The 12098-nt window shown below is 70.8% G+C and carries 9 protein-coding genes and 1 pseudogene; 3 read left to right on the top strand and 7 right to left on the bottom strand.

Annotated features, from left to right (window positions below):
• Window positions 1-19 precede the first annotated feature (19 nt).
• Both OHT51_RS23960 and OHT51_RS23965 read left to right on the top strand, forming a co-directional pair.
• The gene (locus tag OHT51_RS23960) at window positions 20-994 is read left to right on the top strand and encodes a hypothetical protein (RefSeq protein WP_328880969.1); all 975 of its coding nucleotides are present in this window, start codon (window positions 20-22) and stop codon (window positions 992-994) included.
• Between the two features lie 146 nt (window positions 995-1140).
• Window positions 1141-1521, top strand: a pseudogene (locus OHT51_RS23965) (MFS transporter); the annotation flags it as partial.
• 11 nt (window positions 1522-1532) lie between these two features.
• Here the strand turns inward: OHT51_RS23965 and OHT51_RS23970 are convergent.
• Window positions 1533-2162 (bottom strand): flavin reductase family protein, encoded by a 630-nt coding sequence (locus OHT51_RS23970; RefSeq protein WP_328880970.1) that lies wholly within the window; start codon window positions 2160-2162, stop codon window positions 1533-1535.
• 455 nt (window positions 2163-2617) lie between these two features.
• Between OHT51_RS23970 and OHT51_RS23975 the strand changes: the two genes are divergently transcribed.
• A complete protein-coding gene (locus OHT51_RS23975; protein WP_328880971.1) occupies window positions 2618-3118 on the top strand; it encodes a hypothetical protein in 501 nt (166 codons plus the stop codon).
• A 9-nt stretch (window positions 3119-3127) separates the two neighbouring features.
• Here the strand turns inward: OHT51_RS23975 and OHT51_RS23980 are convergent, their stop codons facing one another.
• The 6 genes from OHT51_RS23980 to OHT51_RS24005 form a co-directional block, all read right to left on the bottom strand.
• The gene (locus OHT51_RS23980) at window positions 3128-3949 is read right to left on the bottom strand and encodes an enoyl-CoA hydratase/isomerase family protein (RefSeq protein WP_328880972.1); all 822 of its coding nucleotides are present in this window, start codon (window positions 3947-3949) and stop codon (window positions 3128-3130) included.
• Window positions 3950-4019: 70 nt separating this feature from the next.
• Window positions 4020-6245: an acetate--CoA ligase family protein gene (locus OHT51_RS23985; protein WP_328880973.1), complete on the bottom strand. Its 2226-nt coding sequence runs from the start codon at window positions 6243-6245 to the stop codon at window positions 4020-4022.
• A 167-nt stretch (window positions 6246-6412) separates the two neighbouring features.
• Window positions 6413-7822 carry a flavin monoamine oxidase family protein gene (locus OHT51_RS23990; RefSeq protein WP_328884413.1) on the bottom strand — a complete coding sequence of 470 codons (1410 nt, stop codon included), beginning with the start codon at window positions 7820-7822 and terminating at the stop codon, window positions 6413-6415.
• Window positions 7823-8181: 359 nt separating this feature from the next.
• On the bottom strand, window positions 8182-9387 hold the full coding sequence (locus OHT51_RS23995) for a flavin-containing monooxygenase (protein ID WP_328880974.1): 1206 nt from the start codon (window positions 9385-9387) through the stop codon (window positions 8182-8184).
• A gap of 404 nt (window positions 9388-9791) precedes the next feature.
• Window positions 9792-10187 carry a hypothetical protein gene (locus OHT51_RS24000; RefSeq protein ID WP_328880975.1) on the bottom strand — a complete coding sequence of 132 codons (396 nt, stop codon included), beginning with the start codon at window positions 10185-10187 and terminating at the stop codon, window positions 9792-9794.
• Between the two features lie 24 nt (window positions 10188-10211).
• A complete protein-coding gene (locus OHT51_RS24005; RefSeq protein ID WP_328880976.1) occupies window positions 10212-11837 on the bottom strand; it encodes a hypothetical protein in 1626 nt (541 codons plus the stop codon).
• Window positions 11838-12098 lie beyond the last annotated feature (261 nt).

Below are 12098 nucleotides of genomic sequence, written 5' to 3' on the forward strand. Positions count from 1 at the left end.
CCACGCACCCGCGGCACCGGTGGCGAGGAAGCGTCCGCCGTCCTCGCTCGGCACCATGGGGGCGGTCCTGGGCGGTGGAACCTTGTTGGTGCCGGCCGCCCTGGCACCGGCGTCCGGTGCCGTCCTCGCGGTCGCCGCGCTGGTCTACCTGTGGTGCCTGGTGCTGGCAAGGGCGGGGGGCACGCAAGCCGGTGGGCAAGTGGCCTTTGTGCACGCACGGTTGGGACCCGCCGCTGCCCGCGCCGTGCAGGGGCTGTACTTCGCGGGCTTCGCGGTGGGTCAGGCGGCGGTGGTGGCGGCGGCGGGCGAGTTCTCCGCCGACGGCGCCGCCGCCCGAGTCACCGCGGGGGCGGTGCTGGCCGTCGCGGCGGCGCTGGCACTGCTCCAGGTGAAGCCGCCGGTCTGGATGCTGCGGCTTCGCCTGGTCATGGTGCTGGTGCTGGTCGGGACATGGTGGCTGGGATGGCTCTCCCTGGAGACCGTCTGGCTCGGTCCCCTCGCGGTGGTGCCGCTGCTCTTCGGGTGGGTGGGGCTGGAGGGCGTGGTGGCAGGGCCCTCCTCCACGGCGATGAGGACAGCGGGGCGTGCGGCCGCCGCTCTGGCGCCGCCGGTGGTGCTGTATACGTTGCTGCTCAGCCACACCCCGCCTGCCGGAGCCGAGCGAGCCGGCGCCGGATACGCCGCGGCCGTGGTGCTGGGCGTCTACTGCGTCACGAACCTGAGCGCGGCCGGTGCCAGGTGGCCGGCCGTCAGCCGCACCGCTGCCGCCGGCGAGGCCGGCACACGGTGCGGTATTGCGATCGCCGCCGTTCTGGCTCTCGTCGTATTGGTTCTGGCAGGGAGCTTCGACTGGAGCGTGGGGCTCCTGCTCCTCGGGCCCGGCGCCGCCACAGCGGCGATCTACACCGTGCTCGCCGTGGCGGCCGCGCGCCTGGCCGCATCCACCGGGCCTGGTTCCTCGCGGCGGTCGCGTTCGTGCGGGGCGCCAAGGTAGACGCCCGCCTGGTCCGCCCTCGGGCACTTCATGCAACAACGTGCATACCCACGAACGTGCATGGACGGCCGAGCATGACCCCCGTACGGTCGTGTTCAACGGCCCAACCGGGCCACGACAAGGGGGTTTCGCATGGCACGAGAAGAGCCTCGGCCTCCGGCCAGCTGATCTTCCTGCCCGTGCTGGCCCTGATGGTCGAGGCGGGCAACTGGCGCCCGGCCGCCGTCACGGTCGCCCTCGCGGCCCTCGTGGTGGTCCCGTTCGTCTGGCTGCTGCTGCGCGACCACCCGGCCGACGTGGGCGTGGCGCCGTACGGCGCGAAGGAGTTCGTGCCCAAGCCGCCCCCCGCCCTGGGCGCCGCGCGCCGGGCGGTGACGGTGCTCTTCTCGGCGGCCCGCACCGGCCCCTTCTGGCTGCTCGCCGGCACCTTCGCGATCTGCGGTGCCTCCACCAACGGCCTCATCCAGACCCATTTCGTGCCCGCCGCCCACGACCACGGCATGCCCGTCCCGGTCGGCTCGGCGCTGCGTCGGACTGTCTAGAGGAACCGCCCCTTGTGGAACAGCAGCGGCACCTCGTCGCCCTCGCTCGCCCCCAGGGCGTCCACCCGTCCTACGACGATGAGGTGGTCGCCGCCCGTGTGCACCGCGTGGATCGTGCAGTCGATCCACGCGAGCGTGCCCGCAAGGCGGGGCGAGCCGGACACGGGGGCCGCGTCGTACGTGACCCCCGCGAACTTGTCCGCGCCGCTCACCGCGAAGGCGCGGCACAACTCGCCCTGGCCGGCGCTCAGGACGTTCACGCAGAAGACGCCCGCGCGGGCGATGCGCGGCCACGTCGTCGACGTACGGCCGACCATGAAGGCGACCAGGGGCGGGTCGAGGGAGAGGGAGGAGAAGGACTGGCAGGCGAAACCGGCGGGGGCGGCGCCCTGAGGGGCGTCGGCGGTGACTTGTGGGTCGGTGGCGGTGGCGGTGGCAGGTGCCGTGACAACGGCCACCCCCGACGCGAAGTTCCCGAGCACTCGCCGGAACTCTGCCTGCGGGACCGGCGCCCGCTCGTCCTCGCCGACACAGCGCAGCGCCGGGCGCGGCAGCGCCTCCACGGGCGGTGCGTCGGCCGACCTGAGGTAGCGGACGGCGGCGGCCGCCATTCCTGCGTGTCCCATCACGACACCCATTGAAGCTGACGGGGTGTCAGATTGGAAGGGCTGTGCGAAGGCGCACGCGTACCGTGCGTACGCTGCGCGTATGGGGTGGGAGAACAGAGCTGATGACGACCCGGAGGGTGACAGACCCGGCGACGTGGTCCGGTCGTTGGCCGAACTGAACGCGGCTGCCGCGGTGTGCGCTGCCCAGTTTCCGACGATCGGCCTCATCTGGTGGGCCGGGACGCAGCAGGGCGACGACTACGGCGGCTCGTACGGCTTCCTCTACGTGCTGGCCCTGGCCGTCGTGGTCCTCGTGACGCCGCTGGTGATGCCGTTCGTCGGCTTCGCGCACGCAGTCGCTCACATCGTACGCCGGGGCGCTCGCGGTCGTCTGGGCGGCAGTCACGGCCCTGCTGTGGAGCTGGCCGTTCCTCACCACGGCCACTGTCCTCGCCGCCCTCGGTGTGCTGCCGGTGCTCGGCCTCGGACACCTCCGCAGACGCGCGCGGGTCACGGGCCGCCCGCAGGGGTTCTGGGCCGTGTGGCTCCCCTCGCTGTTCGCCTCCGTGACCCTCTTCCTGCTGGTGTTCGTCGGTGGTGTGCTGGCCACCGTCGTGGGGCTCGTCGGGTACCAGGCCCCTGTGCTGTCCGCCGGTCAGCTCACCGGGGTCTGGCGCGGCGCGGACGGAGCCGCATTGCGGCTGGACCCCGGCGGAAAGGCCGAGCTCACCAAGCTGCCCACCGAGTCCGAGTCCGGTGACTGGTTCACCAACCCGCCCTACGCCGTGTGCGAGGGCACCGGTAACTGGTCGACAGGCAGGACCGGTGACCGTGACGCCGTGGTCGTACGACTCGACAGCGGATGCGGGCGGCAGACGTACTGGAAGATCGGCGGCACGGAGGGCGCCCCCGAGCTCTTCGCCCAGTTCGGCGACCCGGATGCCGGTGAGGTGTGGATCCTGGTGCGGGGCTGAGCCCCGAACTCAACGCCCCCGGTACTCGGCGCTCCTGCGCTCCACGAAACTCGCCACCCCCTCCTGGGCGTCATCCGTCGTCATGTTGATCTCCTGCGCGGCCGCCTCCGCCGCGAAGGCGGTGGTGCGGTCGGAGTCGAGGGAGGCGTTGACGAGCTGTTTGGTGAGGGCGAGGGCACGGGTCGGGCCGGTGGCGAGGCGGGCCGCCCACTCCCTGGCCGTCTTGTCCAGCTCCCCGCCGGGCACGACCCGGTTGACGAGCCCGAGCCGCTCCGCGTCGGCGGCGGTGAGCGCGTCGCCGAAGAACATCAGCTCCTTCGCCCGCTGGGGGCCGACGAGACGGGGGAGGAGATAGGCGCCACCGCCGTCGGGCACCAGGCCGCGTCGCACGAACACCTCGATGAACTTGGCGGATTCGACGGCCAGTACGAGGTCGCAGGCGAAGGCGAGGTGCGCCCCGAGGCCGGCCGCCGTGCCGTTCACCGCCGCGATCACCGGCTTCTCGCAGTCGAGTACGGCCGAGATCAGCCGCTGGGCGCCGACGCGGATCGTGCGGGCGACGTCGCCGGGGACCCGCTCGCCGGCCGCCGACCCGCCCCGAAGATCCGCGCCGGCGCAGAAACCCCGGCCCGTTCCGGTGAGTACGACGGCCCGTACGCCGGGGTCCGCGGAGGCGTCGGTGAGCAGTTCGATGATGCGTTCGCGCTGGTCAGGGGTGATGGCGTTGAGGGTTTCGGGGCGGTTGAGGGTGATGCGGCAGACCTGGTTGTCAGTGGCGTGCTGTACCAATGAATCGACGGAATTTCCGGGCACACGGGGGGAATCGGGCATGTCCATCTCAGTGTCGGTATGCGTGCGGTCGGCATTCCTGCCGTCGGTATCCCTGCGGTCGGCATCCATGTCAGCGGCACACCACCAACGCGTCCAGTGCCACCGCGCCCTGCCCCCGGGGCAGCACCATCAGCGGATTGATGTCGAGCTCCGCCAGGTCGTCCCCGAGCTCCAGCGCCATGCGCTGCACACGCAGGACGACTTCCACGAGCGCGTCGAGGTCCGCCGGGGGCCGCCCTCTGACCCCGTCGAGGAGGGCCCGCCCGCGCAATTCGGCGCACATGTCCCGCGCCTGCTCCTCCCCGAAGGGCGGCACACGCACCGCGGTGTCGCCGAGTACCTCCACGAGCACCCCGCCGAGCCCGACCGTCACGGTCGGTCCGAACAGGTCGTCGTGCGTGGCGCCCACGACCATCTCGACGCCCCGCTCGACCATCTGGCAGACCAGGACACCGTCCAGGGAGACGTCCTCGTAGCGGGCGATGTCGGTCAATTCTCGGTAGGCGTCCCGGACCTGGCTGGCGGAGGTCAGTCCGATCTTGACGAGGCCGAGCTCGGTCTTGTGGGCGATCCGCGCGCCGGACGCCTTCATCACCACCGGGTAGCCCACCAGCCCCGCGGCCCGTACGGCAGCCGCCGCGCTGGTCACCAACTGCTCGCGCGGGACACGGATCCCGTACGCCCGCAGCAGCTGCTTCGCCGCATGCTCGCTCAGCTGCTCGCCCGGGCGTATCAGTGCCTGCGCCTTGCGGAAGGACGGCGAGGTCGTGCGCGGGGCCTCGTCGAAGGGGGAGCGGTAGCCGGCGACGAAGCGGTGGTGGTCGAGGTAGGCGCGGACGGCGGTGATGCAGTTCGCCACCGTCCGGAAGGTGGCCACGCGCGAGGAGCCGAGCAGGACGTCTCGGTACGCGGGCTCGGTGCCGACCGGCGACCCCCACACCACGCACACCAGCTTGTCCGTCCGCTCGGCGGCGTCCACCAGGTCCTGGACGAGCTGGTCGCTGAGGGGCGGGAAGGGCCCGGTGACCGGGCAGATCAGGACGCCGACCTGCGGGTCGTCGAGGATCGAGTCGATGATCTTCCGGCCACGCCAGTCCCCGACCGGGTGCCCGCCGTTGTCGACCGGGTTGGACACGCTCAGATACTCGGGTATCCACTGGTGCAGCTCGGCCTGCCTGGCCTCCGACAGCACCGGCAGGGGCAGCCCCGCCTCGGTCGCCAGGTCGGCGAAGTGCGCTCCCGTGCCGCCCGAGATCGAATAGACGACGACGCCGTCGGCGCGGGGCGGCCGGGCACGGGCCAACAGGGTGGCTGTGTCCTGGAGTTCGTCCAGGCCGTCGACCCGGATCACCCCGTACTGCCGCATCGCCGCGTCCACCACCGTGTCCGCGCCGGTCAGCTTGCCGGTGTGTGAGGCGGCCGTGCGGGCGCCGGTCTCGGTGCGGCCCACCTTCACGGCGACGACGGGCACCTTGCGGCGGGCGGCGCGATCGGCGGCGAGGAGGAAGGAGCGGCCGTCCTTGAGGCCCTCGACGTAGCAGGCGATGGCGCCCACGTCGGGTTGCTCGGCGAAGTAGGAGATGAAGTCGGCGGTCTCCAGGTCGGCCTCGTTGCCGGTGGGTGCCCAGTGGGTGAGGCGGATGCCGAGTTCCTGGAGGGCGAAGACGGGGCGGCCCTGGTGGCCGGACTGGGTGATCAGGGCGATCGCGGGACCGTCCAGGTCGTCCCGGAACCGCTCGAAGGCGTTGAGGTTGGTGTTGGGGCCCAGCAGCCGTATGCCGGACCGTTCGACGGCGGCGGTGAGCCGGTCCTGTGCGGCGGCGCCCTCCTCGCCGGTCTCCGCGAACCCGGAGGCGAAGACGACGGCGAACTTCACCTTGGCCTCGGCCAGTTCCTCGACCACCGGAAGGGGGTCGGCGACCAGCAGCACGGCGAGATCGATCTGCTCGGGCAGGTCGGCGACGGAAGGGAAGCAGGGGATGCCGAAGACCGAAGGACGGCTCGGATGCACCGGATGGAGCCGGGCGCCGACCCGCTCGGACCAGGCGATCAGCTGGCGGGTGACACCGGTGTTCGGCCGGCCGTCGGCGTCCGAGGCGCCGATCACGGCGACCGACTCCGGCCGGAAGAAGCGGCCCAGATCGGGCACGTCGCAGTACAGCGGACGACCGCTGACGTCGAGATCGTCGACCTCGGCCGGCCGGCCGTGGACGGCGGGCCCGGGTTGCTCGCCACAGGCGATGACCCGGGCCCGGCGGGAGTCGGTGGTGAGGGTGCCGTGGGTTGATCCAAGCATCGGTCCGCCCGCTCCTGTGTGACAGCGATTAACTGACGCAGTGTCAGATTAAAGGAACTGACACCATGTCAGGAACGGCTGTGCACGCAAAGTTGGGCGCGACGTCGGGGTCGACGTCAGGGTCGAGGTCGGGGGGCGATGTCGGTGCGCCGGTCTGCGGGCCCCGCTCACAGCACCGCCAGTACCTCCTTCGCCACCCGCTCTCCCGACCGCACCGCCCCGTCCATGAAGCCCATCCAGTGCGTGGAGGTCTCCGTCCCGGCCCAGTGGATACCGCCGACCGGCTCCCGCAGGGCGGGTCCGTACTGGGTCAGGACGCCGGGGGCGGCGATGGAGACGGGGCCGCCGCGGGTGTAGGCCTCGTTGTTCCAGCGTTGCAGCACGAAGGAGGTGGGGGAGGCCGCTTTCTCGCCGAAGTACGTCACGTAGTCCTTCAGCACGGCAGCCCGGACCTCCGCCTCGCTCGCCGCGTCCAGCTTGCGGGCCTCGTCGGCCTCGATGAAGCCCATCAGAGCGCCATAGGAGGCGTCGGGCGGGGAGTTGTCGAAGGTGGAGCTGATGACGCCGGTGTCGCTGACGACCTGGCCGTTGAAGCCGTCGGCGCGCCAGAAGGGGGTGTCGTAGATCGCGATCGCCTTGCCGACCGAGGCCATCGGCAGGCGCTGGGTGAGCTGGTCGCGGGCGGCGGGGAGAAGGGGCGCGTAGGTGATGCGGGCGGCGAGGGGCGGAGGCACGGCGACGACGACCTTCCTGGCCGTGACGGTGATGCCGTCGGCGGTGACGATGTAACCGCCGCCGGACTCGCTGATCGTGCGCACCGGGGCGCTCAGCACCACTCGGTCCCCGAGGGCTGCGGCGAGTTTGACGGGCACCAGTTGGGAGCCGCCGACGAAGCGCAGTTCCTGGGCGCCGTCAGCGGTCTCGGTGAGGCGTTCCAGGGTGCCGGGGGCGGACGCGTTGCCGGCGGCGGCGATGTAGAAGAGGACGAACAGGAGGGAGAGCTCACGGGGCTCGGCCGAGAAGATCGACGTACACGCCACGTCGAAGAGGAACTTGGCCGACGGGATGACCGCGTTGGCGCGCAGCCAGGTCTCGAAGGTCTGCCGGTCCCACTCGTCGGCCTTCGCCGCCGTCCAGGGCGCGTCGACCGGGATCTTCTTGGCCAGGTCGTTGAGCGTGGCCTGCACGATCGCGGCGTTGGCGAGGCCGGCCGCGTCGATGGGCGGGACCGCGCCGAGGATGCCGTCGGTGGCGTAGGGGGTCTTCCTGCCGTCCTTGTAGAGGAGGTTGTTGCCGGTGTTGTAGGTGGTGAAGGTCTCCACGCCGAGGGAGTCGGCGAGGGCCTTGATGCGGTCCTGGGTGGGGCCGATGAACTCACCGCCGCCCTCGGTGACGCCGCCGCCCGCAAGGTCGAGCCCCAACACCCGGCCGCCCACCCGGCCGCGGGCCTCCAGGACGACGACCGACTTGCCGGCCGCCACCAGGTCGCGGGCCGCGGTGAGGCCGGCCAGACCGGCGCCGACGATCGCGACATCCACGTCGCGGGTGGCCGCGGAGGCGGTACCGGCGCCGGTCACGGTGAGAGTCGCGGCACCGGCTGCGGCCGCGGCGCTGCCGAGGAGGGAACGCCGGGAGAACTTGGGGGCCTTGAGGGGCTTGGGGGACTTGGGGGCCTGAGCCTCGGGGGACCCCAGGGCGGGGGAAGTCCCGGAAACCCGGGGGAGTTGTCTTTCGCTTGCCACGTGCGTCCTCCGTCGTAGCGAGAGGGAGTGGAGCCGGAACGGAAAGGTGAACAGGGCTCACATTCTGGCTCCGTGCGGTGGCGCGGTACAGCCCTTGCGTAACTTCTGGCCCTCAAGTAACGCGAGATCCATGTAGGGGAGTTGAGGGGAGTTGAGGTGTTCGAGGGAGGAAGAGGCCGGAGGGCCACCCAGGGTCAGACCGGCAGCCGGGAGACCCGCCGGCCGCCATCCCTGTCACCGTCAGCGCCGCGGGCGACGGCCTTCGCGATCTTCTGCGCGTCGATCGCCATCTCGCGGAGGTTGCCGCTGATGGGGTTGGTGTAGCCGGTGAAGAACAGGCCGGGGGCGTTGGCGGGGGTGCGGGCGCCCTGGGCGACGGGTTTGCCGCGGGGGTCGAGGACGTCGAGGTGGCCCACGAGGCCTTCCAGGGCGCGGACGTAGCCGGTGGCCGCGATGACGGCGTCCGGCGAGACGCGGGTGCCGTCGGCGAGGAGGACCTTCCCGTCCTCGAAGCCGTCGACGGCGGCCACGATCTCGATACGGCCCTTGCGTACGGCGTCGATGAGGCCGACGTCGAGGACCGGGATCGCGCCTTCCTTGACCCGGCTGTAGAGCCCGGAGTCGGGGCGCGGCAGCCCCTGGGCCGACAGGTCCGGCACGCTCAGCTTCGCCACGGGCTTGGCGAGCCGGTCGACGAGCCCGACCGGCAGCCGCCGTACGAGGATGCTGGTGCGCTGGGCGGGCCACCCGGCGGTGGAGCGGCGCACGATGTGCGGCACCGTACGCACGGCCAGCCGCACCCGCGAGGCGCCGCCTTCCACCAGGTCCACGGCGATCTCGGCACCGGTGTTGCCGATGCCGACGACCAGGACGTCGCGGTCGGCGTAGGGCGCCGGGTTGCGGTACTCGCCGGCGTGCAGGAACTCACCGCTGTAGGTGTCCAGGCCGGGCCAGTCCGGGATGCGCGGGGTGTGGTTGTGGCCGGTGGCCACGACGACGGCGGCGCCGGTCAGTTCACGGCCGCCGGTGGCGTGCAGCAGCCAGCCGGAGCCGTCGGGGGCGGGCTCGACGCGGGAGACCTCGACGCCGGTGACGATCTCCAGGTCGTGGAACTCCGCGTACTTCTCCAGGTAGCGCGACACGTCGTCCCGGGCCACCCAACGCCCGAACCGACGCGGTATCGGCAGTCCGGGCAGGCCCGACAGCCGTCGGGTGGTGTGCAGATGGAGCCGGTCGTAGTGGCGCCGCCAGGAGGCGCCGACCCGGTCCGACTTCTCCAGCACCACCGCACGCAGTCCCCGGGCGCGCAGCGCGTGCGCGACGGAGAGTCCGCCGGGGCCGCCGCCGATGACGTAGACGGGGCGGTCCGTGGGGGTCGGGGACGCTATGGAGTCGGCCATGTTCGCGAGCGTAATCACGCAGCCGCTTGATGGGTCTCGGTCAAGACCGGAATTGGTTGCGGATCGATCACGGCTGTACGAGGGGTGGGTGGGTTCTGTGGCGTAGGTCTCCTGGTTGTGGGGGTGGGGTGGGGGTGGGGCGGGTCCGGATATGGCATGGGAAGCCCGGCCCTATGGGCTCCGCTTCGTGTGTGGCTCGTTGCCCGCTACGAGGGCGTAACACGACCTTGTACGTCGACTGTCGACTCGAATATCGCTGCGTGATGCAGTCAGCGTTGGGCGACCGATTGTGCGAGTCGAGGGGTGGGCGAGCGGATCACTGGGCTACGCGGTTGGGCGCTTTCCGTAGAAAGGGCTGACGGTTCGGGCCAGTTTCCCAGATCAGGCTGCAGGCAAATGAGTCGTCACGAGCCGGGCAGAAGTGCCGTCACGGTCGACTGGACGAGCTGTGCGGCTGCGAGGACGCCGGGGATGCCGCCGCATCGTTCGACGAGGATATCGAGCATGTACCGCACGGTGCCGGGGTCGCGCTCCGGTTCGTCCAGGCGCGGGGCGATCATGTTGAGGTCGCGCAGGGCGCCGTCCACCTCGGGGTACTGGCCGCGCAGTTCTTCCAAACGCTGTCGCAGGTCATCGATGCTGTCACGGGCCCTGTCGACGGCTTCGGTGGTGATGTTGTTCGTCTGGGTGGCGTTCTGGGAGAACGGCGCGACCTGGGCGGGCGCGGTCATGTGGCCGTTGTTGATGATGCCGAAGTTGGCGCCGTTCGGGCTCGGGTCGGGCTGGCGGCGGATGGACATGCGGGGCTCCTGGCGGGCTGGTGGTCAGTTCGTCATGGAGGGGTCGACGGAGAACGGCGTGGCCTGGACCGGACCGGTCATGGTGCCACCGTTCATCACGCCGAAGTTGTAGATCGCGGTGGACTGTTGGCGGTAGGCGGCGATGTCCACGTTGTGGTCGCGCAGGAAGAGCTCGGTGGAGTCGAAGACCCGGCGCTGCATCATCTGCACGTAGTAGCGCGCGTCGTCGTGCATGTGCATGTCCTCCAGCCGGCGGACGCTGTAGACCTCGCGCAGGCTGACCGGACCACTGCCCGTGTCGAGTTCGGGGCGCTTACGGGCCTTGCGGCGTATGAGCCGGTCGAAGCCGACATAGACGTCGATGAGTGCGTTGAACGCGGCGCGGCCCAGCCACCTCAGTGTGCGTGGGCTGGTAGAGCCGAGGCCGGCCACCTCCGGGTGGAGCGGGCCCATGACGTGCGGGCGGACGGTGACGCGCAGGAAGCCGCCCTGGTAGGCGAAGTGGACGAGTATGGCGCCGACGAGGTCGCCGTTCCAGGCGGTGACGCGGGCCCAGATGTAGCGGCGGGCGATCTCTTCGGCAGGCTTCTCGCCGATGTTGTCCAGGGCGAGGGCGTTCAGACTGCGCCAGGTGTCGTCGTCGATCTGGTCCCAGCGTTTGTGGTGGATGCCGGCGATCCCGATGACCTCAACCCGTGGTTTCGGGTGATCGCGGTGATGTGAGGGTGCCGGATCGTCCAGTCGGCGTGCGATGTGGGCATGCAGCTGGGCGGCGGTGAAGTGCCTCAGTGGCTTACGTGCCACCGGCTTGCTGTGCTTCGCCAATGCGTCCAGGACAGCCTTGGCCACCTCGGCCATGTCGGGCTGGCCCGCCTTTGGCGCTGGTGAGCCGAGGCCCGAGAGGTGGCCGTTCCTGTCGTCATCGTCGTCCTGGTTCTCGGGCGCGGGCTCGACATCGATGCCGATGACGGCCTCCTGCCATGCCTGAAGCCCCGCTCCGAGGAACCGGTGCCTGCCGCCGTTCGGGCCACTCTCGTGGAAGTACGGCAGAGCATGAGCCTGCACGGCTGTTGTCGGCGCGCGCAGCTCTCCGGCCAGGAGCGCATTGAGACGCTTCTGCGCCAGGTAGCGCTCCACCATGTAGACGCCCCAAGTCCCTGCCAGCAGGGCGAGAATTGCCTGGCCGGCGGTGAGAGCACCTGTGATGGCCTGCCAGACGACGACCGTGACCACGAGCACGATCGCCGCGCGACGTCTTCGCATGTGCTGGATGGCACGATCGCACGCGTGCACCACCGGCTCCTGGTGGAAGCCGTAGACCGGGACCGGCCGCGCGGATTTCTTGATCCGACGGCGGACCCAGACGGCGTAGTCCTCTCCCAGCACGACCATGGGCGGGGTCGGCTCCGACGAACCGGCCGACTTCTCGGCCTCGCTGGCGGGAACGAGCCATCGCAGCCGCTTCAGGACGCCGGCCTTCAGGGATTGCCACAGCTGCGTCAGTACGGTGCGGAGTGCGGCAAGCCAGTCCGTACGGGCGAAGGCGGTGGCGCTCAGCCGACGGGTGATGCCTTCGGTGTACGCACCGTGCCTGATCACTTCCTGGGCGGCGGTCGCGGCACCCAAAGGCACTGCGGGCGCTGAGAACACAGACTGGTGCTCCGCAAATGACAAGTTCCACCCCCGTGTCTCCTGGTGTCGGCCACGACGACAGTCGGTGGCGGACGCAGAGGGGCATCGTCCTCGGACACGGGGAGCGCCGCCATATCGCAAACCAGCACAAGGCGCGCACCGGGGGTGACTGGTCGAACAATGACCGAAAGCTACGTCCTCACGGCGGAAAACAGCAGGAACACGGCACGACGCCGGGCCCGGTCGTGTGCCGGTCCCGGCGTCGCGGGCGGTGGCCGG

The sequence above is a fragment of the Streptomyces sp. NBC_00299 genome, from assembly GCF_036173045.1.
Taxonomy (GTDB): domain Bacteria; phylum Actinomycetota; class Actinomycetes; order Streptomycetales; family Streptomycetaceae; genus Streptomyces; species Streptomyces machairae.

Excerpts from the sequence above, each read along its gene's own strand:
- OHT51_RS23970 (WP_328880970.1), bottom strand. The coding sequence starts at position 2,162 with ATGGGACACGCAGGAATGGCGGCCGCCGCCGTCCGCTACCTCAGGTCG.
- OHT51_RS23995 (WP_328880974.1), bottom strand. The coding sequence starts at position 9,387 with ATGGCCGACTCCATAGCGTCCCCGACCCCCACGGACCGCCCCGTCTAC.
- OHT51_RS24000 (WP_328880975.1), bottom strand. The coding sequence starts at position 10,187 with ATGTCCATCCGCCGCCAGCCCGACCCGAGCCCGAACGGCGCCAACTTC.
- OHT51_RS23980 (WP_328880972.1), bottom strand. The coding sequence starts at position 3,949 with ATGCCCGATTCCCCCCGTGTGCCCGGAAATTCCGTCGATTCATTGGTA.
- OHT51_RS23985 (WP_328880973.1), bottom strand. The coding sequence starts at position 6,245 with ATGCTTGGATCAACCCACGGCACCCTCACCACCGACTCCCGCCGGGCC.